This is a genomic window from Microbulbifer mixtoriginis (SeqCode), assembly GCF_052467945.1.
In genome coordinates this window covers 839,039-862,254 of the sequence record NZ_CP174328.1, presented here as the reverse complement: position 1 = coordinate 862,254, position 23,216 = coordinate 839,039, and the positions used below count along the sequence as shown (strand labels likewise).

Annotated in this window: 20 protein-coding genes; 7 read left to right on the top strand and 13 right to left on the bottom strand. The window is 47.3% G+C overall.

Annotated features, from left to right (window positions below):
- Positions 1–24: 24 nt before the first annotated feature.
- Positions 25–258 carry an OadG family protein gene (locus ACJJIJ_RS03705; RefSeq protein ID WP_252085251.1) on the bottom strand — a complete coding sequence of 78 codons (234 nt, stop codon included), beginning with the start codon at positions 256–258 and terminating at the stop codon, positions 25–27.
- A gap of 591 nt (positions 259–849) precedes the next feature.
- Here ACJJIJ_RS03705 and ACJJIJ_RS03700 point away from each other — a divergent pair.
- Positions 850–1,869 carry a tRNA dihydrouridine synthase gene (locus ACJJIJ_RS03700; RefSeq protein ID WP_444888919.1) on the top strand — a complete coding sequence of 340 codons (1,020 nt, stop codon included), beginning with the start codon at positions 850–852 and terminating at the stop codon, positions 1,867–1,869.
- An 18-nt stretch (positions 1,870–1,887) separates the two neighbouring features.
- Here the strand turns inward: ACJJIJ_RS03700 and ACJJIJ_RS03695 are convergent, their stop codons facing one another.
- The 10 genes from ACJJIJ_RS03695 to ACJJIJ_RS03650 form a co-directional block, all read right to left on the bottom strand.
- Entirely contained in the window at positions 1,888–2,700 is an 813-nt protein-coding gene (locus tag ACJJIJ_RS03695; protein ID WP_444938675.1) for an outer membrane lipoprotein-sorting protein, read from the bottom strand.
- Positions 2,693–3,907 (bottom strand): ABC transporter permease, encoded by a 1,215-nt coding sequence (locus ACJJIJ_RS03690; RefSeq protein ID WP_444938674.1) that lies wholly within the window; start codon positions 3,905–3,907, stop codon positions 2,693–2,695. Before ACJJIJ_RS03690 ends, ACJJIJ_RS03695 begins: the two co-directional genes overlap by 8 nt.
- Complete coding sequence (locus ACJJIJ_RS03685) at positions 3,895–4,578, bottom strand: ABC transporter ATP-binding protein (RefSeq protein WP_444938673.1); 684 nt, start codon at positions 4,576–4,578, stop codon at positions 3,895–3,897. Before ACJJIJ_RS03685 ends, ACJJIJ_RS03690 begins: the two co-directional genes overlap by 13 nt.
- Positions 4,579–4,601: 23 nt before the next feature.
- A complete protein-coding gene (locus ACJJIJ_RS03680; RefSeq protein ID WP_444938672.1) occupies positions 4,602–5,210 on the bottom strand; it encodes a hypothetical protein in 609 nt (202 codons plus the stop codon).
- A gap of 335 nt (positions 5,211–5,545) precedes the next feature.
- Entirely contained in the window at positions 5,546–6,829 is a 1,284-nt protein-coding gene (locus tag ACJJIJ_RS03675; protein WP_444938671.1) for a gluzincin family metallopeptidase, read from the bottom strand.
- A 511-nt stretch (positions 6,830–7,340) separates the two neighbouring features.
- Entirely contained in the window at positions 7,341–8,402 is a 1,062-nt protein-coding gene (locus ACJJIJ_RS03670; RefSeq protein ID WP_444938670.1) for an Ldh family oxidoreductase, read from the bottom strand.
- Positions 8,403–8,524: 122 nt separating this feature from the next.
- Positions 8,525–9,286 (bottom strand): LytR/AlgR family response regulator transcription factor, encoded by a 762-nt coding sequence (locus ACJJIJ_RS03665; protein ID WP_252085242.1) that lies wholly within the window; start codon positions 9,284–9,286, stop codon positions 8,525–8,527.
- Positions 9,274–10,296, bottom strand: a complete 1,023-nt coding sequence (locus ACJJIJ_RS03660; RefSeq protein WP_444888503.1) for a sensor histidine kinase — start codon at positions 10,294–10,296, stop codon at positions 9,274–9,276. Before ACJJIJ_RS03660 ends, ACJJIJ_RS03665 begins: the two co-directional genes overlap by 13 nt.
- 8 nt (positions 10,297–10,304) lie before the next feature.
- Positions 10,305–11,483 (bottom strand): TonB-dependent receptor, encoded by a 1,179-nt coding sequence (locus ACJJIJ_RS03655; protein ID WP_444938669.1) that lies wholly within the window; start codon positions 11,481–11,483, stop codon positions 10,305–10,307.
- Entirely contained in the window at positions 11,434–11,670 is a 237-nt protein-coding gene (locus ACJJIJ_RS03650; RefSeq protein WP_444938668.1) for a hypothetical protein, read from the bottom strand. The genes ACJJIJ_RS03655 and ACJJIJ_RS03650 overlap by 50 nt, the downstream gene beginning before the upstream one ends.
- 301 nt (positions 11,671–11,971) lie before the next feature.
- On the opposite strand from ACJJIJ_RS03650, the gene ACJJIJ_RS03645 reads away from it, so the two are divergent.
- The 3 genes from ACJJIJ_RS03645 to ACJJIJ_RS03635 all read left to right on the top strand — a co-directional run bounded on the left by ACJJIJ_RS03645 (position 11,972) and on the right by ACJJIJ_RS03635 (position 14,385).
- Positions 11,972–13,558: a VCBS domain-containing protein gene (locus ACJJIJ_RS03645; RefSeq protein WP_444938667.1), complete on the top strand. Its 1,587-nt coding sequence runs from the start codon at positions 11,972–11,974 to the stop codon at positions 13,556–13,558.
- Positions 13,559–13,572: 14 nt separating this feature from the next.
- Positions 13,573–13,866, top strand: a complete 294-nt coding sequence (locus ACJJIJ_RS03640; RefSeq protein ID WP_444885542.1) for a hypothetical protein — start codon at positions 13,573–13,575, stop codon at positions 13,864–13,866.
- A 189-nt stretch (positions 13,867–14,055) separates the two neighbouring features.
- A complete protein-coding gene (locus tag ACJJIJ_RS03635; RefSeq protein ID WP_252085237.1) occupies positions 14,056–14,385 on the top strand; it encodes a hypothetical protein in 330 nt (109 codons plus the stop codon).
- Between the two features lie 170 nt (positions 14,386–14,555).
- Here ACJJIJ_RS03635 and ACJJIJ_RS03630 read toward each other — a convergent pair whose 3' ends face one another.
- Positions 14,556–15,767, bottom strand: coding sequence for a hypothetical protein (locus ACJJIJ_RS03630; protein WP_444938666.1), 1,212 nt, complete (start codon positions 15,765–15,767; stop codon positions 14,556–14,558).
- A gap of 190 nt (positions 15,768–15,957) precedes the next feature.
- Positions 15,958–17,544: a sodium:solute symporter gene (locus ACJJIJ_RS03625; RefSeq protein WP_444938665.1), complete on the bottom strand. Its 1,587-nt coding sequence runs from the start codon at positions 17,542–17,544 to the stop codon at positions 15,958–15,960.
- Between the two features lie 265 nt (positions 17,545–17,809).
- On the opposite strand from ACJJIJ_RS03625, the gene ACJJIJ_RS03620 reads away from it, so the two are divergent.
- The 3 genes from ACJJIJ_RS03620 to ACJJIJ_RS03610 all read left to right on the top strand — a co-directional run bounded on the left by ACJJIJ_RS03620 (position 17,810) and on the right by ACJJIJ_RS03610 (position 23,065).
- Positions 17,810–19,030 (top strand): ROK family transcriptional regulator, encoded by a 1,221-nt coding sequence (locus ACJJIJ_RS03620; RefSeq protein ID WP_444938664.1) that lies wholly within the window; start codon positions 17,810–17,812, stop codon positions 19,028–19,030.
- Positions 19,031–19,126: 96 nt separating this feature from the next.
- Positions 19,127–20,110, top strand: a complete 984-nt coding sequence (locus ACJJIJ_RS03615) for a glycoside hydrolase family protein (protein WP_444938663.1) — start codon at positions 19,127–19,129, stop codon at positions 20,108–20,110.
- 450 nt (positions 20,111–20,560) lie between these two features.
- Positions 20,561–23,065 carry a TonB-dependent siderophore receptor gene (locus ACJJIJ_RS03610; RefSeq protein ID WP_444938662.1) on the top strand — a complete coding sequence of 835 codons (2,505 nt, stop codon included), beginning with the start codon at positions 20,561–20,563 and terminating at the stop codon, positions 23,063–23,065.
- Positions 23,066–23,216: the final 151 nt, after the last annotated feature.

Sequence of the window (23,216 nt, the reverse complement as noted above, 5' to 3'; positions counted from 1 at the left end):
TTCTAATGAAGCGAAATTTGGCGATTAACGTTTTTTTCGATGTTGTTCGATGGCCGCCTTGATAATGGCGTGCAAGCGGGCATTGTCATCGTTACCGCTAGCGGGCGGAGTGGCGACGGGCTCCGCTTCGGGAAAGTGGCGAGTAATAATTCGGGACATGATACCGGTGCCTATCACCAGTAACAGCAGGAAGGTAAAAACAATTCCCATACCGAACAGGGTAATATCCAACCCCTGTTGAAGTAGCGTATCTTGCACTCTGTATCCCCCTAAGCCTTCGGATAATAAAAGGTTAATATCCGGGCGATTATTCTTCGGCCTGTGGCCGTTTAATGTTAAGCAGCCACTATACTTGGGCGCCTATAAAAACTGCCAAACAGCACCGCTAAACTTCCGCACAATTCCCAGCTTGACCAACACCAAGCCACTCCAACTGCAATCCCCAAAATTCTGCGACTGAGCGCAGTGATCTAATTGGTAACCTGCCTGGCTGGCAACTCATTTACGCCCGGCAATCTAGTCTTCAAGCAGGGCAAATACAACCTCGTTGGCGGTTCCACCCCGACAAGTAACCATACTATCTACTGCCGGAGGTTTCTTCTGCAGCATGGAAGTGCAGTCAATTTTCTATTATCAATACAAGTTGCTTTTAAAATCAAACACTTAATGGTTTCAGTGGCAACGGTGGCGCATGGTTCATTGCGTCCTTTATTGGTGCAAACACGCTCGAATTTGAGTTCAAATCTCCTATTAAAACTACCAGCCGAATGATCATTGTTACGGAATAGCGATCACTTGCTGATAGAATATGCGCCAACCGTCACACCAATTTTTCCTATTTCCAGCTTTATGACCGATAAGACAATTTCCCTGCAGCCGAAGATTTACCAGGCACCCATGGAAGGTGTTATCGACCACCATGTGCGCAGACTGCTTTCAACGATTGGCGGAGTCGATATCTGTGTAACCGAATTTGTGCGTGTTACCGATACCCGTCTACCCCGCAGGGTTTTTACTCGTCTGTGTCCGGAGCTCTTGGAGGGCGCCAAAACGGCCAATGATGTCCCGGTACGCTTGCAACTTCTGGGGGGCAATCCCGAGGCCATGGGCATCAATGCCGCCAAAGCGGTTGCCGTGGGGGCAAAGGCGATCGATCTGAATTTTGGTTGCCCAGCCAAGTCGGTCAATAACAGCGATGGGGGCGCCTGCCTATTGCAAAGCCCGCATCGGGTAGAGGCGATTGTCGGCGCTGTGCGCCGGGCCGTACCGGATCACATCCCTGTCACCGCGAAAATCCGCCTGGGGTTCAACGACCGCTCTACTTATATGGATAACGCCCTGGCCGCAGCCGCCGGTGGAGCCAATGAGTTGGCGGTTCACGCTCGCTCTAAAGTCGATGGCTACAAGCCCCCGGCCTACTGGGAATATATCGGTGAGATACGGGAAAAACTACAGATTCCAGTAGTCGCCAATGGCGATATCTGGACACTGGCGGAATTTCAGCGCTGCCACGAGCAAACCGGTTGCCAAGCCTTTATGTTTGGCCGCAGCCTGTTGGCAAGGCCTGATTTGGGGCTGCAGATCAAGGCCTTCTGCGCCGGAGTAGAATATCAGCCGATGGCATGGCCGCAGATTGTCGAGTTACTCTGGGGTTACTATCAAATTACCCGGGAAGTCTACCCGGCCAAGTATCTGGGTAACCGGATCAAGCAGTGGCTCGCCTATCTCAAGCTCGCGTTTCCAGAGGCCCAGGTATTTTTTGAGAAACTTAAACGCCTGCGCGAGGCTGAGGCTATTGAGGCCATTTTTTCCCAGGAATTGGAGTCACCCCAGGAAATCATTAACCAGAAAGCTATTGCAGCCGCTTAATAGCGGCTGCAAAGTTCGTTAAAGCTCAGCGGTTGACTGGCGACTTAGGTAAGCCGGGTTGTAATACTTTTCCGGCAAATCATGGGCCTGGACACTCTCATAAATAACCCGTGTCTCTGTGCCAGTATTGATCGTATCCTGCAGCCGCATTTCCGCCACTACCTGCCGCCCCTCTCTTTGCCCAGAGATAAAGTGCGCAATCTTGGCCAACTTGCCGGATTTCAGGTAAAGCTCGGCTTTTACCGGAAAATTACTTTTGCTATCCACCCACAAGTTAATACGCTGATAACTGGCCCCTTTGGTTTTAGCGGTAAGGCTCAAACGGTTTACCAGCTGATCCTGTAATGGCTCCTGCCCGGCATAAACGCCCTGATAATCCTCACTCCAGGTGAGTGTGGCTACATCCCCTACCGATGCACCCCCCAAGAGTTTTTGCATAGGTGTAATGCGTATGGGACGGCGGCTTCGTGGCATCAGCATCCAATAGTTATCCTGCAGCATTAACATTTTGGTGCCCTCCTCTCCCTTGCCTTTGAAGACCACCAGAGATTTACGTTGCGGACGAGTGTACACATGGTATTTATCCATGCTGTCCAGCTCACCATTCTTATAAACCTGAACCTCTGTCACTACTCGAGCAGAATCTTCGTGCAAACGATAGTGATCGGCTTTGGCAAGCATGCCCTCCACCTGCTGCACGGTGTAACTTATCGCGCCGCTGGTTCCGCTATTGATATCTAGTGGACTGGCCAGTGCCATTGGAGCCACTGCGATTACCAGAGCGCAGCCCAAAAGTTTCCAAGCAGTTTTCAGTTTCGCTAACTTATACATGTACCAATGCCTCTGTAATCGGTTTGTTTACACCTTTGCGCGCTGCCATAAAGGAAGACAGAACACAGATTGCCGCTACTGCCAGTGAGATTATCCAAGCTAAGTTCATTGAGAAATACACCACCAGGGGATAGCTCTCGGTTTTACCGGGAGGGGGCGGCATGGTGACTTCAAACACCATCAAACCCATACTCACCGCAGCTGCCAGCAAGATGCCCACGATCGCTCCTACCAGGGACAACACCAATGCCTCTAACACAAAGCCCAGCAGTAATTCGGCGCGGGACGTACCCAATGCGGAAAGAGTGCCGATCTCACGGGTTCTTTCTGTAACCGACATCGCCAAGGTGTTGAAGAGAGAAACAAAAATCACCATCGCCATGATCACGCCCATCAGACCAAAAATTCGGTCGTAAAGGCTTTTCACCCCTTGGTAAAAGAAGGCGCGATCCTCCCAGGTGGTAATTTCCAACTCGGGAGCCTGCTCAGCCAGACGCGCCTTTAATACTTCGGTGTCTTCCAGCTCATAGCCGTACAGGTGCATGGTGCTGACCTTTTCACTATCGAGAATAAACTGAGCAGAATTTATCGAGAGATACACCTGACGCTTATCCATGTCAGGAACACCAGTTCCAAAAACACCCTGTACTTTAAAATCCAGTGCGTTAAGCGCCCCATCTACAGTGGTCGACATCAGGGTGACATAGTCCCCTGTTTTTACATTCAGATTTCTGGCCAGATCCTTGGCCAGCATAATCTGCGGATCGGTAGGATCTTCATTCTTACTCAGAATGCCACCTTCGGTCATATTTAAGAAAGGCCCTTTTACCCGAAACTCGCTCGGCAAAATCCCCTGCCCCAAAAATATGGTCGACTTATCTCCATTGGAGATCAAGCCATTCAAATAGATACGTGGTTGTACCGCCTTAACCTGGCTATCGGTCAATAAGCGCTTTCTCAATTCGTCGGCATTTTCCAAGCCATTTTGTAATGGATACTCTTCATCGCTATTGAAATATCCCGGCTGGGTAAACACCAGATGCCCCTGACTGCGCGCCGCGCCTTCTTTCAGGGATTTATAAGTGTATAGACCAAAGCCCCCGGAAGTCATCAGAGCCATCACTACAATAGCGACAATTGCGACGGTCAAAAGGCTGCGGCGGCGGTTGCGTAATAAATTCAAAACTGCCAGTTTTAAGCGACGCATGGGGCTTCCTCCTGCAAAATCACACCGTCTTGTAAATTGATCACTCTGTCACAGTGCTGAGTCATACGATCATCGTGGCTGGCCACAATAAAGGCCGTTTTCTGTTCCCTGCCAAGATGTTTCATTAATTCAATAATCTGCTGAGCCGTTATACTATCCAAACTAGCGGTGGGCTCATCAGCTATCACCAACTTGGGCTTGTGCACCAGTGCTCGAGCTATCGCCACCCGTTGTTGCTGGCCGCCTGAGAGGCGGTCGGGGCGATATCGGGCAAACTCGGCCAAACCCACATAATCCAACATCTGCATTACCCGCTGTTTAACCTCTGCAGAATCCACACCATTGAGCTGTAATGGGTAGGCGACATTTTCAAAGGCACTCATCACCGGAACCAAATTAAATTTCTGAAAAATAAACCCCATCTGAGTGCGACGTATCTTCATTGCCTGCTGGTAGTCCCTGGTCATTAATTCACCGGAAAAATGCACCACACCGGAATAATCCTGGTCCAATAAGCCACAGATATTTAGCATGGTACTTTTACCGGAGCCTGAGGGCCCACAGAGGGCCACCATAGTACCGGGGCGAATGGCCAGGTTGACATCTCGCAAAGCCTGGTGCTTTATTTCACCTGTCGTATAGGTCTTTTCTATATGTGTTAGCTGCAACATCGGTCTTTCTCCAATCCCAATTACTACTCAATATCCAGCTTACAAAGTGCCAGAGCCCCTCTTGTATTGACCTTTGCCTGCCATTCACTTTTCTGATCTGATTTTTCACCCAAATCCGCAGCCTCCAGGGCACCACAGTAGATCCAACTCACTGCCTGTACCGGCATGTGCGACAGACGCGGATCATTCATCAGCTCCCCATAGAGCTCAAATCCTCGATCGAAAGCATTGAAGAAAGCGGGTACCTTGGTAAAAGTGGTGGCCGCAATCCCTTTAAAAAGCAAATCCCGGGGCACCCCCCTAGCCGAGCGGCCAGGATTTTCAAGCTCCTCCAACATCAATAGGGCTTTATCCATACGGGCGATCCCATTTTCTGCATAGCTCACCTTCTTCCACGGCAACCAACTCTCCTTGGCCATCAGAGTCTCACTGGCACCCAGGTAGAACAGGGCTGCAGGGTCTGTGGGATCTTGCTGCTGGGCAACTTTGAAAGCCTCGTAAGAAACTTCAATGGCATCCCCACCCTGCTGCGCCGCCTTGTTATATAGCCCTTCTAACTGCGCATCCACTGCAGCAAAAGCGGAAATAGACATACCCAGTTGAATCAGTGCCGCCGCAATAATCTTCTTCATGATTTCTCTCCTTGCGTTTAGGTTGGGAGCAGGTTAGCGCTGGTTATGGAGGTGGTCTTGATCGTGCGATAAAAGGGGAAGGAGATGGATAAACGGGAAATCTTTGGGCTGAATGGAGTTAGAAGCCAGGGATAAGTGGTAAATGGCGAGGCGTAAACTATTTTGGCAAGTTACTTCTAAGGAAACGGTACAGCAGAACCAGTTAATTGAAGTTGTTCCTAAGCGACCTATCAAATCAGCTCGAACACATACATAAATATTAGGCCCAACATATTGAGAGGGTAAGCCCAAACTCACCCATCTGTAAGCAAGCCATAGTATTGAAAAATTGATTCTTAGGTACTGTCAGCTATCAACTTGCTAATAAATTTTAAAGTAGAGAAGCCAGGGGTGTTTAATTTTTCTAAATTTTTAACCATTGCTAAAGGTAGATAAGGCTTGGCTGCAAACAGAAATTGAGCCGCCCCGGCTGGTGATTCAGTTGAAATCTTAGAAGAATAGAGATTCCATAATTCATAAATAGAAATAGAACCCTGCTCTTTTAACTGTTGATCTATCGCATTTATAATCAGCAAACCACAGTCATAGTGAATGCGTGGATTCTTACGTGACGCATCCAGATAAACCGGATTTTCCCCCAGGCTGGCAAGGCATTTCTGCTCTGCTTGCTTTATCTTCTGCGACAGATAACCCTTAGAAAGGATACTCTCGAACGCCAAACCGGCAAAATAATCAGCCGCTCCCTCATGAAGCCAGGAGTCAGCTGTATCTATAACATCTGCGCCCTCTCTCTGATATAAATGGGCAACTTCATGGGAAAAAAGCCAAAACAATTCATCGACATCAATTGCCTCAACAACAGACTTCTTACCATACCAATGCATAAATATCTGGCCTGGCAGAGTTCCACCTTGATGACCATGTCGACCATCGTCTGTAGAACTAAAAGAAGCAAACAACGCGGGCCTATAGCCAAGTGTGCCCATTTTATCAGCAAAGAAATCCATCAACTCAGGCAACTGAGTGCTCATCTGATGTTGCAGCTTCTCTGGTAGAAGTTCATCGATCACACTTACAAAGTGATCACTTTGTATCGGTTCTCCATGACCAATATAGACCTTGCTGCCTTCATCGAAAGCCGCCCACCCAATACTTCCCTGATAGATCCTGCCATGCAGGATAATATTGTCAGACTCGGGAGCAACAATCGTCAAATACCACTTACTTAGGCTAGGTTGACAAGAATCTGCGCAGGCAAAAAATCTCCCCGTATGCAATAGATAACTTCCGTCCGAAAACGGGGAGAAAGGGGCATATTCCTTGGGGAGGGCCGTATAAGTAGGGGTAAGATGAAAAGTAGCTTCTGTAAAGGCACTGCCGTCCTCACGCACTAAACTCTCTACCTCATCAACAAACTCAAACTGATACCCGTTAGAAGTAGGAGCCCAACGCTTGCTTCTTGAGTTATCTGGAGAGCTTTTAAAGGCGAGCTTCTTTATGGGCTTTTCTGACACAAAGGTAACAAACCAGTTACCATTTCCCTTCTTTTCCAGCTTGGTGCTAATAGTATTTGCAACTGCTATAGAGCTGAATCCTAAACAGCTACATACCACAGCCATAGTAATTGCAAGGGCTATTGTACGAAACGATTTTTTTATTATCATTCTCAACCTTAATCACAAAAAGCTTGTACTCTGAGCGTTTGAATAAGCACTTAATATTTTTTTAGCATTATATCCATGAATTACCTCTCCATTAATAAGCAAGACATTCCTCATGCAAAGACCCTATAAATCAAAGAATCAGGAAAACAACCTCTTAGCAGCTCAACAACAATTTTAGAAAGTAGAAGATAAGCCCGCAATATGTACCAACTTAGGTGGTTCAGTATTTTATCTATAAGGCTTACTAGGGTGGTTATGCAAGATGTTTACCTTCAACTTTCCATCCTCACTCATAACATCCTTACAAATATCAGCCCTTGAGCCATTATTTTTATTACATCCTCTTAACGTCCCCACCGACACACTATCAGGCGCACCAAGGGTTTCGTCTTTAATGTAGTGTTGAGCTGATGCTTTTGCTGCAACTAAGGTGATCACTCTAAGAGAATGAATTTGTCAGTAAAAATTAGCTCTTAGTTAATACAGAGGGAAGGGGAACCTGTAATTTTTCAGCCCAGGGCTGAAGATCCTTGATAATAGAGGGGTATAACTCTACCCCATCACGCAATTGCCGTGTTCGATTCGCCCAAGCACGCTGGCCAGGCACTCTTACAGGCTCATCGCTATCACTGCGGTTTTGCTCCCAGAGGTTACTTAAAGCAATGGTTTGACGAAGAAAGTCTGCTTTTGCCCCAAAAGCTTGGGGATCAATTATCTGTAAGAAAACCGAGTTGGCCTCTTTATCGTGTTTGGCTGAATCATCGTCACGGCCATAGCCTCCAAGTGCCATCGACAACACCTCCAACATCGCACTTAGTGCCGCCCCCTTGTAACCGTGATCAGCACCACCAATCGGTAAAATACTGCCACCATCTTTGAACGCCGAGGGATCATCAGAAATCTTGCCATTATGATCTTTGAGGCAAGCTGAAGGCATTTTCCTACCTTCTCGCTTTGCACGTGACACATAGGCACCAGCTGTGATAGACATACTCACATCAAACAACAGAGGGTAATCTCCGGCCGGAGCCGCAAATGCCAGGGGATTCGCAGAGAACAATGGATCAATTCCCCCTTGAGGCGATACAGTATTTTCTCCCGGAGTTGAACAGGTTAGAATCGCCACATAACCCGCTTCGATTACCTGAGGTAAATAGGCAGCTAGGCAGGCAATATGCTGGCTGCGGCGAATAGTAGCGGTAACAACACCCTGTTCAGATACTCGTGACAATGCCTGTTCAATGGCTTTGCTAAGCACCCAGGGACCAGGTAAAAATTGTGCATCCCAGTTAAAGCAGTTACCCCTATCGGACAACACTCTGGGTTCACCACTAAGCTTGGACTCACCACTTTGTAACCACTCTAAATTGCTCACAACCCGGTGCAAGCCATGGGTGGTAAAACCGAGCAGGTCTGCCTGCAAGAATACATTAGCGATTATGTCGGCCCTGTCCTTAGCGAGCCCCATACGCTGGAATAAAGCACTGGCAAAATCTCTTAATTCTGTGGAAGAGTAATAATCTTGCATCGTGACTCCGTGTCATTCTTAGTTAGGACAATTAAGAACCGGCGCTTACTATGAACCGGTTATAATTAATCCGCCTTACCACCTTAAATTTATTCTCTCTATGTAACAAACAAAAAATACATTCACATAGATTTAAACATTGCTGCGGCCCTACGGCTCACAGAAAACTTTTGCCCATCATCCATAATTACCGTAGCTGAGCCCGTTAGCCCTCGGCTAATCTTATCGATTCGCTTAATACAGACAATCGTTGATCGGTGTATCTGCCAAAAAAGATCAGGCTCCAACTGCGTCATCAATTCCTTAAGCGGTGTGCGTATAATATGCTGGCCCTGGTCTGAGTAAACAGTGGTGTACTTGTCCTCAGCGACAAAAGCCGAAATTTCATCACAGGAGATTAGGTGTACATCCTCTCCCTTACTAGCCCTGACCCAGCGTAGATATTCCGGCTTACCGACATTGAGTTGCTGCAATAAAGCCGCAATATTCGGACTCACTTGCGCCTGCTCTTCCGCTCTACTTTCCAGACGCTTCTTGATACGTTCACAAGCTAGCTGAAGTCGCTCATCATCAATGGGCTTCAACAAATAATCTACGGCTTCCTGCTCAAAAGCATTTACTGCATATTCATCATAGGCAGTAATAAAGACCACTACGGGTTTGATTTCCAGCTTGTTAAGCGCGGAAGCAACCGCAATACCGTCCAAACCCGGCATACGGATATCGAGAAAAATGACATCAGGCTGTTCTTTCTGGCAAAGAGTTAATGCCTCCTGACCATCAGCTGCTTTACCAACTACCACAAGTTCCGGAAAAACATCAGCCAACATTTTATCCAGATGATGACGCAACAAGGGTTCATCATCGGCAATTATTGCGCGCATGGAAACTCCAATCTAGCGGTAACCCCGCCCAGTTGATTACTACTTATCTGCAGCTTGCCTTTTTCCTGGTATAGAGTGGCAAGACGCTCCTTGATATTATTTAAAGCCAAACCATTGTGCTTGTTTGACTTTGACTTATTGGTTGCAGCCTGCAAACCAATTCCACTGTCCTCCACTTCTATGATCCACTGACTAGCTTTCGTAGCCACCCTGAGACAGACCAACCCTCCTTTTTGTGAAGGTTCAATACCATGGAAAATGGCATTTTCCACCAATGGCTGTATTAATAGGGGCGGAACTTCCGTTGAAGGGTTAACGGTTTCTGCCAGTTCGACCCTATACTGCAAGCGCTCACCCAGTCGGATTTGCTGAATAGCCAAATAGCTTTCAAGACTGCGAAGCTCATCTTTCAAGGACACATAGTCAGAACGCGATTTATTCAAACTAAAGCGCAAGAGATCGCTAAAATTATCCAGTAGTAGCTCTGCCTTCTGTGGATCGTGCCTAATCAGCATCTTAAGATTGGCCAGTGTATTAAACAGAAAGTGAGGTTCTATTTGACTTTGTAATACTTTCAGTTGGCTTTGCACCAGAGTTTTTTGTTGCTGGGCCTGTAGTAACTCTGCTTCCTTGCGCTCAGTCTCCAGCTTGTGGGACTGTTCACGATTAAGATAAAACTGGTAGAGTAAAGTCGTCAAAAAGATAGCCAGAATTAGTGAGTAAATCAGGGCATTAACCGCAGGAAAAACTCCAAAGCCAGAGACCCACCACCAAACATTAATAGAACCCAGCACCGTCGTTGCCGAAATGGTTACTGCATACTTGAGTACATGTGGCCAGTTCGGTTTTAGGTGGAGCATAAGCTTGCGAGTAGAAAAAGCAACAAAGCCATAGGTTAGGGATATACCAAAGTTGAGAGAGTAACTCCCTCCCCACACTTGTTTAGTGATTAGGGCCACAACAATACAAAGAATCAATATACGTAAATATTCACTGAGCAACTTCACCATGATTCCTTTTATATCTTCATGTTCGCAGTCAAAGTAACAAGGGTTTCATTAGGCAATTGTGTAAAATACGATTTTTGAGCGCCGCCAAAATACCTTACTGATGCACCCAGAGTCCAATCGCCCTTCATTTCATGGTTAATACCAGCAGTCAAAACCATGCCTCTATCGCCAGGGGAATATAAAATATCCAATTTGGGATTGTAATTGTGATTAGATAAGCTCCAGTGCATCATCAGGTTATGGCGATTGCGTGCTTCGCTTAAAAAAGCTGCAGCAGAAGCATATCTGGTAGCATCCCATCCCTCCCCCTGTTCACTGTACCAGCTGGCATTGTCTGCAAGCCTTTGCCAATCGCGAGTATGCCACGCCCTGCTATCAAACCAGTATTCAGCGATGATTGTATGCCCTGCGGTATGGGTCCAGGTCATGCCCAACAGAGCCTGCCAGCCATCGCTCTGTTCTCCCTCTCGGGGTAAAGTGCCAGCTCCTGGAGAACCGGGCTTTAGCCATTGACGATAACGCTGCTGGTAACGGCCTTCGCTATGTAATTCCCATGACTCCCCATAGGTCGCAACCCAGCTGGCGCCGATATTCAAGCCACGCTGATCATCCAAATAACCGAGTAGTTGCCATTCACTCACACCTTTCAGCTGGTACCAACGTGCAGCCAAACCTCTCGGAAGCTCTTCATTAATAAGTTGACTAGCATTAGCATCTACCAACATCAGGCTCAGCTCTCCACTTGCTGTGAAGCGGCTGGCTGATACGACGGCAACGCCCTCATCAGCCCGCAGAGATACCGGGTTGCGCTCCATAGGCAGGAATATATCCAAAGGTCTGTGAGCGTAGCTAACACCAAAATCCAGGCGACGCTTACCTGCAAGCAGGTCCCACCCGAACCTATCCCCCTGCCAAAATAACTCTTCCACAACAAGTTCTGATTCCTCACCAGCGCCACTACCTGCCTCATGCAGCATGGAAACCTGTCCTTCCCAGTCCGATACCTGCAGCGCACCTTGTAATTTAACTTGGCGCTCATAACCTGACCCAGAATCGAAGAGGGCACTTTTCGATTGATTCTTAGCGCTAACAGCCATTGCCAACTCCCACTGCTGAGTAAGTGACTGAGCATTGAGTTCACCCACCAAAGACATCATCAACAGCAGCCAAAAAGTATTCCTTTTCATCATCACCTCCAACTTGATAGAAGCAATTTAGCAACACGAGTTGTTGTCTCCAGCCTAAGTGATGAGTGGTCTCCATGATGGACAAGCCGTAGATGGTTGGGATAAATGGTGGATAGCGGCTAGTGCTGGCCAGCGAGTGACGAATAAAGCTGGCCAATTCACAGATCAGTAATGAGGCCACCATCATCAATTCTGAACAGCAACCAAAGTGATCGGTGGGCCATAACGCTCTATATCTAAACGCTCTGTCACCCAGTGCAAAAGGTCTCTCACTTCAGGCTATCAGAAGTGTTCCTCTTGGAACCCTCCTGTGCTCACCAAACCACAAAACAGGCACATAAGAAGTGAAAATTTTTAGCTTCCCGCGACGAAATCAATAAAAAATACTCTTTAAATCACAATTGGTGGAACCGTACCAGTTGATAGGAGTCCATCTTTTAACTCATTAAACACCGGCCATGACCTTATAGAGATAAATTGGGGGAACAATGCCTGGTCCACTTAAAACGTTTAGCGCTCTCACATTAACCGTAATTCTGGCCGCTTGTAGTGGAGGCTCTGGAGGCAGTAATAATTCTGATAATAATCAGCCTAATAATGAAACAAATGGCGGATCTAACACCGGCACAGATGCCGATAACAACAATGATAATGATGGGGGCAACACCGATACTAGCGACTACAGATTCAATCCTAGCACTCCGCTAAGTACATTAGTGGTGGGAACTAGTGAATATGCCCAGGGTACACTGCAATTAGAGGATGCCGATAGTACCAGCCCCACCTTTCAGTCTGGGACTTATGCCGGAAAGTATGGTGACTTCAAACTATATGACAGCGGCAATTGGGAATACCAACTGAACAACAATGCCAACGATTTAAACAGCGGCGCCTCGGTAGAAGATACTATCGTTTTTTCTCTCAGTAACGGAGATCAGCTAAACATAACTTTTGCGATCCAAACGATTGAAGCCACCCAAAATAGTATCGTTTTTATATTGGTTAATTTTTCCGATGCCGCCGTAACGGATGATGTCAGCATCTCCCAGCTTGCGGATATGACATTCAACGCTACCGACTCCCTCGATAACACTTACAAAGAAAACTCACTGGGCCAGCTAAAGTTCCAGCGCCATCTCAGCAGCAATAATTCTCTAGCACAATATTGCTATGGTGAGGACAATAAAGAAGAAAGCTCTATTGACTGCTTTATATACAGCATCCCCGACAATCAAAACGGAGGGATTTTAAGTGTTCAAAATGCTCAGAACCGTGCCACAAGCTCTCAGGATGGGCAATATTCCGATGGAGGTTATACTTGGAGAGATAACGCAAGCCGCTGGGTAGAAAGCAATTTTGTCGATGCCAATAATCGCCCAGTAGACCTCAACGCATGGCGCCATCGAGTATTTATATTCCCAACCGCCGCTTACAATGCCGGGTTAGTTGGTACAGGGGTCGCGGCGGTCAATGGCCGCTGGAGTATCGTTACTGCAGATAGCGATCAACTAATTATGGGGCATGAACTGGGTCATAACATTGGTTTAGGCCATGCAGGCAATGATAACAACAACGATGGGGATACCAGCGACCGAGGGGAAAGTGAATATGGCGCTGCCGCAGCCTTCATGGGCAATAGCTGGCAGTCACGCTTATTTGGCAGCGCTCATAGGGACTTTATGGGTTGGTACAACAGCTTCCCTGGCTATTCCAAATCTGTTTCTAAGAGTATGGGGAATACTTCAGAGGTTCAAATTCAGGCTATCGAACTTACCGCCGGCGAATTAAATAAAACAATGCCACAGATTATAAAGGTGGAGAGTAACGGTAGCAGCAATCGAGAAAATCACTATTTCGTGGAATATCATATTTCCCACCCCATTCTAAACCCTCGTTCACAGCAAGATAAGGCCGTTACTGTGCATTATCTGAAAGATGACACCGCCAACCAAGTAGCCACTCTTGAAGAGCCCGGCAGCAGCTTCACAGATTCGGCTGCTGGAGTCACCATAGAGTTTAAATCCAGAAGTGGTGAAATGAATACTGCCACCATTTCAGTAAGCTATACAAATTAAAGAGAGAAATAGCAATGAGATACTTACTCACAATAATTTCGACCTTACTGTTAATCCCCACCGCCTCTGGTCAGGAAACTATAACGGGAGTACTGGAAGAAGAGGTTTCAGAAAATTTTAAAACAGGAAAAATTGATCATCGCTTTTCCATCAAAGATGAAAACACAGGGCAGTATTATTTTATAGATGCCAAGGAGATCAAAAAAAAGGGCATGAGATCTGGTGAGCGAGTCAGAATACGAGGAGAAAAACAAGAGCGTCGTCGGCTTCATATCAAGGAAACAGAGAGAATCATTTACGAAGAATAAGCACGTAATATCCAGCCGCTCATAAATCTACGCCAGGGCATATACTTCATCAAAATAGCCCTGGCGACGTAAAAACCTACCGGATAGCACAACGCAATAAGCCGCCCTGTTTTTGCTATTATTTCACTGGTTATGTCTAGGAATTTGCCAACCCCTTTTGTTGGCGATACACATGCCAGGGAGTAACGGATGAAAACAGTTGTATCAATCGTTCTGGGTATCGCTCTATCTCAATCACTTTCAGCAAGTGCCGCCTGGACTGAACAGGCGCGCATTGACTATCTCAAAGTTCACAGCCAAGGAGTAGACGTTCGATTAAAAGGATTTGAAAATACCAGTGCTGAAGTGGCATGCTCTGACACTAAGACATTTGTACTAGTGAATGATGAATCTCAAATCTATGACACCAAAGTCTCTTTTTTATTGTCTGCTTTTATGTCAAAGACCCCAGTAAATCTGAGTTACTATGGATGCTATGAAGATAGAATCCGCTTGTATTCCGTCATAATCAGGGACTGAAACGCCATCAAGCGATGTTTGGAATAACAATATTTTATCTGGAAGGATACATGGATGTATCCACTCAACTCTTAAAGAAGTATTTCACCAAATTCAATGTATAAGACCCGCATAATATTTAAGCGGATCTTATACAGGCCACTCTGACCTTAATTATAAACCTACGGCACTTAAATCACGGGATCAGAGATTATCGTGACATTTTCCAGGCCATAATACTCTACAACCCAAGAATAACTTTCATACACTTCATAGCGGTCTGGGAAAGCTTTACCCACCACATCCCAGCGTTTACGCGATTTAGAATAACTTGATCCTTTAATCACACCAGTGAAATTGAATTCGTCACCGTTATGGGGATTAGTCACAGTAGTGGTATAAGGGATTTCAACCTCGCTATTTTCTACCATCATACGTGCCACCAGTAGGCTATAAGCGGGTACACTCGCGGGCATCGCTTCCTTAACGGTTCTCTGATTACTAACCGTCGAAGTTTCTCCAACCGTAGTTGAGGCTGAAAAAGTTTCAGAAAAATTGAACGTGATCGAGCCACTATTTTCAATGGTACCCGGAACTCCAACCTTGTAACCCTCAGTCAAGCTCACGCCGGCAGTCACCGAGATGCCGAGTGTATTGGTCCAAGTATCAGTTTCGCTCTTGCCATCCGTATACCAAACTTCGGTACTATCACTCTGAGTTACGCTAGAAAAATTCTCTAACAATCTCTCACCAAAGAAGGTTTTTGTATTCTCAGGGGTTTCCACAATTTGATCCCAGTGTATTTCAACCCCACTCTCAACCAGATCAAAACGGTCAGCCACACAAGGGTAAATACTCCAAATCTTGCTATCTCCTGCGGTACCAGCAAAACCCACAACTGAACGGGTACCAATACTTAGCTGATACTCTTGCCACTTATGCCAACCATTATTACTGCCAAAAGTTATCTCTCTAGTAGAGTTATTTGACATATCTTTTAAGTAAACACGGATACGAGAAATATTGCCATCGCGTTTCTTATAAAAACGCCAGCCCTGGATATATTCCATATCTCCAAGGAGTTTGCGGAATCCTGAACCAGTCGTTTTACCCACCTCGTCATCATCAGCGTATAGATATTCAAGCTTCAAGCCTTTGATGCGTTCATCCCCGCTATAACTGGTAATAGCAGCTATTTTATCTCCCGGCACACGCTTGGTGGAATAGCTATCACACATGTCAAAGTCACTGCCATTACCACTCTTACCATAGGAGAATATTTCATCATATCGTAAGGTTCCGCCTTTATCTGCGGTATTAAAATAGAGATCCAATATATTGGTAGCTGCTAAAACTGGGGCAGAAAGAAAAAACCCGATCACCACTGTAAAGATATACCTCATGGCATTACCCTTTTATTAATTGTGCTATCAGTCCGTCATTGTTAGTTACCTCATTACCTCTACCACCTAAGTATTTTCTCTTTTCGCACCTCCTTTAATTGCTTATTAAGGGGCTCCATCCTGTGTGAGAGTCTTTTAAATCAGTGAATAGCTTTTATCGGTTATATTCATTGGAACACAAACTCAACAATCACCAGAAACTGCCCACCACCAGGGCAGTAGTAATCAGCAGTAATACTGAAAGTACACGATAATTGCGCCATAGGGGCTCACTGCGCAGCGCCTCGGTTTCCGCATCAAAGTCTTTGCGAGACCAAACAAACTGCCTAGCTTCCTCACTAATCTTTGCCGGGCTTATCAAGCTGGAAGCCACCAACACCATGGAGCAGAAAACAAAGAGGATTGGCGCTATATAAAGGAAATGTAAATTAGTCCAACCCAGCACCTCATTAGCGAGGAATAGAGTTACTCCTCCGGCAGTGCCCAAAACCAAAGTGGTCATTGCGCCCTTGGAGGTCGCTCCCCGCCAAAAAAAGCCAATTAGGAATAGAGCCAAAACAGGGGGTACGGCATAGGAAAGTACTTTTTGCAGATATTGGAACAGAGAACCAAAATTCTCTATCTGCGGCGCCCACAGCACAGCCAGAACCATAAAGATGAAGGTGACCAGTTGCCCCACGCGCATCAGCTGATGCTGGTTTAGCGAGGGAAAACGCTGTCGCACGAAATCCATCGTCACCAATGTAGATGCAGAGTTCAGCGTGGAGTCAATCTGAGACATAAGCGCTGCAACAAAACCAGCCAAGACCAAGCCCAAAATACCCACAGGCAACAATTCAAATAGCAAGGTTGGATAAACCATGTCCGCCCGTTCCAGCTCGGGGAATAGGACAATCGCCATGGTGCCAGGCAGGACCATAATAAACAGCACCGGTAATTTCAGAAGACCGGCAAACAACGCTCCCCAGCGTCCGTGGTTAATATCCTTGGCGCTCAGCACCCGCTGTACCATGAATTGGTTGGTACACCAGAAATAGAAACCCAGTAGGGCCACTCCAGTGACCAGCCCAAGCCAAGGCACACTGGAATCTCCGATTGGACGGATCAAACTCAATTGATGGGCGGATACCTGGGAAACCACATTCTCCCAGCCACCAGCGCGATCCAGAGCGAAGATACTGATCAGAATTGAGCCGAAAATCAGCAATAGAGCCTGGATAGTATCGGTGTAAATTACCGCAGCCAAACCGCCGGCAATCGTGTAAATACCCGCAATCACCGCCAGAATCGAAATGGTCACTGACATCGGCATTTCAGGAAAAATCAGCTTCATTACCAACCCTCCGGCATAGAGGCTACCAGCGGTATCCACCACGATATTCAGGAAAATTGTCAGACCGGAAAAGTAAGTCCTGGCGGTGCGATTAAAGCGCCGCTCCAGCATCTCGGGCATGGTGTAGATACGGGAGCGAAGTATTGTCGGCAGATAAAAAATCGCGAAAAACACCAGGATGACTGCAGCCATCCACTCATAGTTGAAGACCGCAATGCCGGTACTATAAGCATCGCCTGCCAAACCAATCAGGGTCGTGCTGGAGATATTAGAAGCAAACAGGGAAAGACCTATCAGCGGCCAAACCATCTTTCGCCCAGCAAGGAAGTAGTCTTCTGCGGTGTCGTGGCGACGACTGAGATAGAGCCCCAGTCCAATTGTGAAAACGAAATAGACGACCAAAATGATCGCATCGATGGGGTGGAGACCAAAATCGACCGACATAACTTCCTCGTTCACCGCTAGCTGCGTATTTTTTATGATTTGCTGGAACTTGCAAAAAATTAAATCACAGTGGTTTAATTAAGTAAAGCAAACCATAAAAATCCACATAAATCCTTTATAATCAATATCTTATGGTAAAAACTGTTTATCTCACTTTCATTGCTTACTCTAAGTAAAGGCAATAAAATCCTATATGGGCCTATTTGTCACAAATAGCCTCAGATCAAACTCTCGGGCAAGCGTTTTCTAAAAAAGGGGCACAGAGATGGGTAAGGGAAGTAATTCCAGCGGCCTGCGTCGCTACAACGAGCGGGTTTTGCTAACGGCGCTACGCAAGACAGGCACTGCATCCAAGTCCGACCTGGCCCGCCTCACCAATCTCACCCCCCAGGCCGTTACACGCATTGTGGATGAACTGGAGAGCACCGGCATGGTTATGCGGGAGGGACGCAGGCTTGGCGGCAAAGGCCAACCCTCCATTATGTACACCATCAATCCCACCGGCGCTTACTCCATAGGCATTAAAGTCGGGCGGCGCAATATTGAATTATTGCTGATGGATTTTGGCGGCAACATTCTTAAGAAAATGTGCCAGGAATTTGAATGCCCCGAGCCCGATTTTCTACTCAGAAACATAGAAGCAGGTATCGAAAGTTTAAGTGCAGAATTAGTCAAAAAAGACCAATCTAAGCTCGTCGGCGTTGGTATCGCCATGCCCTGGTTTATCGGTGCCTGGACAAAAGAATTGGAAATGAGCGATACCCTGGCGAACAAATGGCGAGAAATTAACTTCGCAGAAGAGGTTTCCAAAGGCACCCACCTACCCGTCTTTTTTGAAAATGACTGCTCTGCTGCAGCAGTCGCCGAGCTGCAATTCGGTAAAGGCACTGAAGTTTCCGATTTCCTCTACATATTCGTTGGCACTTTTATCGGTGGCGGTCTGGTACTCAATAGCAGCCTGGAGGCTGGTGTACATGGCAACTCTGGCAACCTGGCCACCATGCCGGTACCAGCCTCCAAACTCAGTAGCGCCCCAGAAGCCGAAGGAGCTTTTGAGACGCTACTTAATCGAGCCTCACTGTTTGGCTTACGCCGACACCTGCGCGCCAACCAGATCAATATCAATGACTCTGCCGACTTATTGTCGGTGATGGATCAGGCCCGCCCACTCATACAGGAATGGCTGGACGACTGCGCAGATGCACTGGTTTACTCCATTCTCTCTGCAGTCAGCGTGCTGGACCTTGAGGCCGTTATTATCGATGCGCACCTTCCGCGATTCCTGCTGGAGGAACTGGTGGAAATCATCTCCAGGCGAATGCAGCAAGCCGCCCCTTCCGGAGTTTTCAAGCCCCAGATAATGAGCGGTAAGATCGGTATTGATGCCATCGCTATTGGCGGTGCCATCCTGCCCTTTTACTCCAATTTTGCACCAGATAAGACCGTACTGCTGAAGGGCGGAGTACCTGAGCGGGTTCCGGTTTAACCTGAGAATACAGCGGGAAATCAAGGTTCAACCAATTAGGCATTAAAACCGTATTGGTTCGTTTTACATAATCATAACAGTGAGGTGAACAGCGAAATGGCGTTTAACCTAAAAGACAAATGGGTCTGGGATTTTTGGTTCGCTGTTGATGGCGACCAATACCATATGTTTTATCTACAAGCAGATAAATCCCTTGGCGATCCAGAACTACGCCATTGGCATGTTTCGATCGGCCACGCTATTTCCACCGATCTGATTCATTGGATTCCAGTGCAAGACGCCATAAAACCGTCCCCTTATCTGGAAGGTGATCGCCATGAGGCAGCAGACTCCTACACAACCTGGACCGGCTGTGTACATAAAGAAGGCGACACCTGGTATATGTTTTATACGGGCACCAAGCGTTCAGAAAAGGGGCTTATTCAGCGAGTCTGCCTGGCCACCTCTAAAGATCTTTTAAACTGGCAAAAACACCCGGAAAATCCTCTAGTGGAGTTAGATTCCAAGTTTTATGACGGTCTAAACCTGGAATACTGGCATGATGCCTCCTGGCGTGACCCCTGGATTATCAAAGATCCCGATCAAGCCCTTTATCACATGTATGTCACCGCCCGCTGCAATCAGGGCAGCCCCGACGGGCGCGGCGCAGTGGGTTATGCCAGCTCCACCGACCTCCTTCACTGGAAAGTTGGAGAACCCATACTGGCACCCGGCTGGTATGGAGAAATGGAAGTCCCGCAGATTGAAAAAATCCAGGGCCGCTACTATCTCTTCTGCTCTGTCTCCACTCAGTATCACAGCCAAGTCCACCGTCAGTCTATGAGCGGAAAACCACTTACCGGCACCAAGTATTTTGTCTCCGATGCCCTAAATGGGCCCTATACCGTTATTGGTGATGGATTCCTCGGTGCTGACGAGCAGGGCAGCCTATATTCCAGCCGGGTGATACAGGGGCCAGACCAACACTGGTATCTGCTCGCCTTTAACCGCGACGATGCTCAAGGCAATTTTATCGGCGGGATTTGTGATCCCAAGAAGATCGAATTTCTTGCGAATGGGCAACTAAAATTGGCAGAGTAGCGATAGATGGCCGGCGGCATCTTGCGAAAGCACCGGTGCCGTACCGCCTGCCAAATATCCGCCAGGGCCGAAGACTTCATCTAACCAATCAAGCACTCAATAGTTGAAAACTTCCCATTAATTGGAGTTTCTTTAGATATTTACTCCCAAGATCACAATAAAACCCCCTCCCTTTACCCCCACTCCCCACAAACCAAGCAAATTTTCTTCAGCACTCAAGCAGTGCCTGCCCCCCCTCACCGATGAATAACTCTCACTGATTGATTTAGTTGCACCTTTAAAATCAACGGACAAATTTCCCAAAAAAATCTATTGCCCAGATTAAATCACAGTGGTTTAATAAATAAAAAATGGCCGTCCAGCCATGCGAATCATGAAAGCAGAAGAGCCCAACCTAAATGGGCCAGCAGTGAAAACTAATAACCATAAGTGATGATTGAGGAGAGCGTCGTGAAGGCAGAAGACTTTCAAGCCGATTGCAAACGGGTCGGAGGCTTTAAACCAAGTTCAATCGCCCTGGCGATAGCGGTGACATCCAGTGTTAGCGCTGCGGTAACCGCCCAAGAGCAGTTGGAGATCGAAGAAGTCATCATTACCGCTACGGCACGCCCCGTAACGAAAATGGAATCCAGTATCTCCGTTAGCGCCCTAGATACCGAAGAACTGTCTAACTACGCCCCCCGCTCAACCGCAGAAGTTTTCCGCAGCCTGCCAGGTATACGCGCTGAATCTTCTGGTGGTGGTGGCAATGCCAATATCACGGTAAGGGGAATTCCGCTTGCCACTGGTGGCTCCAAGTACATGCAGATCCACGAGGATGGGCTGCCAGTACTCGAATACGGCGATGTCAATTTCGGCAATACCGACAACTTTATTCGAGCAGATTCTTCCCTATCCCGCATTGAAAGTGTACGCGGCGGCTCCGCTTCCACCTTTGCCAGCAACTCCCCCGGCGGTGTGATCAATATGATCAGCAAGACCGGAGAAGAGGAAGGCGGGAATATAGGCCTCTCCTTTGGTGCAGATTACGATGAAACCCGCCTGAACTTCGGCTACGGGCACCACCTCAGCGACACCCTGCGTTTTTATGTAGGCGGCTTCCTGCGCGAGGGGGAAGGTGTTCGTGAAACCGGCTTTGATGGCGATTCCGGTGGCCAATTGAAGGCCAATCTCACCAAAGATTTTGACAACGGTTATGTGCGCCTTTACTACAAACACCTGGACGATCGGGTGACCACTTACCTACCCGGCCCGGTAACTTATAAAGGCAATGGAGAGTTCGGCACTGTAGCCAACTTCGATGCCAGCAGCCAGACCCTGCACTCAGACAATTACCGCAATATCTCCACTTTCGATGCCTATGGCAACCCGGTAAATCGGGATCTCAGCGACGGTATTGAATCCCTGGTAGAAGCCTATGGATTTGAGAGTCAATTTGAATTTGAGAATGGCTGGACCATTACTGACAAGTTCAGAATTTCCGATATAAGCGGTAGCTTTATCTCCCCCTTTACTGACACCTTTGGCAATTACGGCCCACAATCCGCACAAAGTATGGCAGACCTGATCTGTGTCAATGCCGTTAGCGGAGAGGGTTCTGCAGTGGACTGTAGTGCAGGAACCACTGTGACCTACGCCAATGGCGGAGAGGTCGATGAATTAGCCTATCTGAACTTGTTGTTCGATACAGAAATCCATGATCTGGGATTGATCGTCAACGATTTCAAAGTCGATAAGCTCATTAATGACAATATTGTTGTTTCCGCAGGCTTCTACTACTCCAAGCAAAATATCAAGACCAGCTGGAATAGTTGGAATGCCCTAATCCAAAGCGTGGATGGCAGTAACTCCCAGAATCTAACCATCACAGCGAATGCCAACGGGGATTTGTTAGTCGATGATGGCCTTTGGTCGGCAAGCTTCCTATCCTATGCCTGGGACCTGGAATATGAAACCTACGCTCCTTATATGAACGTGTCTTTCGATGTTGGGGACTTCACCTTCGACGTCAGTGCACGCCACGATATGGTCAATGCAAAGGGCTCTCTGGTTTCCAGTTGCTGTGGTGGTGATACCGATTACGATATCAACGGAGATGGCATTATCAGCGATGTGGAAGATGCGAGCGCATCAGATGCCTTTGGTTTTACCGGTGGCATTATCACTATGGCTAACGGCAATACCCAGCTAGTCGACTATGATGCAGATAACACCTCCTTCTCCCTTGGCGGCAACTATGCAATCAATGACAGCATGGCGGTTTTTGCTCGCTACAGTGAAGGTGGCCGCGCAATTGCCGATCGCCTGCTGCAAATTAGCGGCGCTTTAAATAGTGATGGCAGCCTCAGCGACACCACCGATGGCTTTGATTCTGTTGACCAGCTGGAGATCGGTTACAAGTTTACCGCTGGTGACTTTGATATTTTTGCCACCTATTTCAATACCGTCACCGAAGAGACCAATGCGGAAATCACCAGCGGCCTAACTTTCGTACGCGAGTATGAAGCACAAGGTATAGAGCTGGAAGGCTCCTATATTTATGGCGATCTCTCGGTTAACGGCAACCTGACCTGGACGGATGCCGAAATCAGCAAAGATGCGAATAACCCATCGGTAGTCGGCAATACTCCCCGCCGTCAGGCAGATATTATTTACACCATTACCCCGCAGTATAATTTTGGTGACAGCCTAACCTTCGGCGCCAGCCTGCAGGGCTCTACTGAGTACTACGTTTCCGATTCCAACCAGCTGAAACAAGATGGTTATGTCTTGGTAAATCTGTTCGGCTCTTATTATGTTACTGAGGATCTCACCGTTTCCTTTAACGTAAACAACCTTACTGATGAATTTGTTGTAACTGAGGTTGAAGAGTCTTACGCAGAGGCGGGAGATATTGTTCGCGGCAGGGCCATCAGCGGCCGCTCCACCAGTATCAGCTTCAATTACGCTTTTTGATCGTTATCCTCCCTACTCCAGTAAGTCGTTTGCAGCCCGTTTAGGGCCGCTTGCAAACACCGGGTGTCCAGCCTCCCCGTTGGCACCCGGTCTTTTTCTTTGACGAAAAACTTACTGTAGCCACTCCTCCAGAGGAGTAGCCTGTTAAAAT

What these genes read in the sequence shown, in the direction of transcription:
- ACJJIJ_RS03620 (WP_444938664.1), top strand. Translation starts at nt 17,810, where the DNA reads ATGGGTAAGGGAAGTAATTCCAGCGGCCTGCGTCGCTACAACGAGCGG.
- ACJJIJ_RS03630 (WP_444938666.1), bottom strand. Translation starts at nt 15,767, where the DNA reads ATGAGGTATATCTTTACAGTGGTGATCGGGTTTTTTCTTTCTGCCCCA.
- ACJJIJ_RS03660 (WP_444888503.1), bottom strand. Translation starts at nt 10,296, where the DNA reads ATGGTGAAGTTGCTCAGTGAATATTTACGTATATTGATTCTTTGTATT.
- ACJJIJ_RS03695 (WP_444938675.1), bottom strand. Translation starts at nt 2,700, where the DNA reads ATGTATAAGTTAGCGAAACTGAAAACTGCTTGGAAACTTTTGGGCTGC.
- ACJJIJ_RS03650 (WP_444938668.1), bottom strand. Translation starts at nt 11,670, where the DNA reads ATGATGGTGGCCTCATTACTGATCTGTGAATTGGCCAGCTTTATTCGT.
- ACJJIJ_RS03675 (WP_444938671.1), bottom strand. Translation starts at nt 6,829, where the DNA reads ATGGCTGTGGTATGTAGCTGTTTAGGATTCAGCTCTATAGCAGTTGCA.
- ACJJIJ_RS03700 (WP_444888919.1), top strand. Translation starts at nt 850, where the DNA reads ATGACCGATAAGACAATTTCCCTGCAGCCGAAGATTTACCAGGCACCC.
- ACJJIJ_RS03615 (WP_444938663.1), top strand. Translation starts at nt 19,127, where the DNA reads ATGGCGTTTAACCTAAAAGACAAATGGGTCTGGGATTTTTGGTTCGCT.
- ACJJIJ_RS03625 (WP_444938665.1), bottom strand. Translation starts at nt 17,544, where the DNA reads ATGTCGGTCGATTTTGGTCTCCACCCCATCGATGCGATCATTTTGGTC.
- ACJJIJ_RS03685 (WP_444938673.1), bottom strand. Translation starts at nt 4,578, where the DNA reads ATGTTGCAGCTAACACATATAGAAAAGACCTATACGACAGGTGAAATA.
- ACJJIJ_RS03680 (WP_444938672.1), bottom strand. Translation starts at nt 5,210, where the DNA reads ATGAAGAAGATTATTGCGGCGGCACTGATTCAACTGGGTATGTCTATT.
- ACJJIJ_RS03670 (WP_444938670.1), bottom strand. Translation starts at nt 8,402, where the DNA reads ATGCAAGATTATTACTCTTCCACAGAATTAAGAGATTTTGCCAGTGCT.
- ACJJIJ_RS03690 (WP_444938674.1), bottom strand. Translation starts at nt 3,907, where the DNA reads ATGCGTCGCTTAAAACTGGCAGTTTTGAATTTATTACGCAACCGCCGC.
- ACJJIJ_RS03635 (WP_252085237.1), top strand. Translation starts at nt 14,056, where the DNA reads ATGAAAACAGTTGTATCAATCGTTCTGGGTATCGCTCTATCTCAATCA.
- ACJJIJ_RS03655 (WP_444938669.1), bottom strand. Translation starts at nt 11,483, where the DNA reads ATGAAAAGGAATACTTTTTGGCTGCTGTTGATGATGTCTTTGGTGGGT.
- ACJJIJ_RS03645 (WP_444938667.1), top strand. Translation starts at nt 11,972, where the DNA reads ATGCCTGGTCCACTTAAAACGTTTAGCGCTCTCACATTAACCGTAATT.
- ACJJIJ_RS03665 (WP_252085242.1), bottom strand. Translation starts at nt 9,286, where the DNA reads ATGCGCGCAATAATTGCCGATGATGAACCCTTGTTGCGTCATCATCTG.
- ACJJIJ_RS03640 (WP_444885542.1), top strand. Translation starts at nt 13,573, where the DNA reads ATGAGATACTTACTCACAATAATTTCGACCTTACTGTTAATCCCCACC.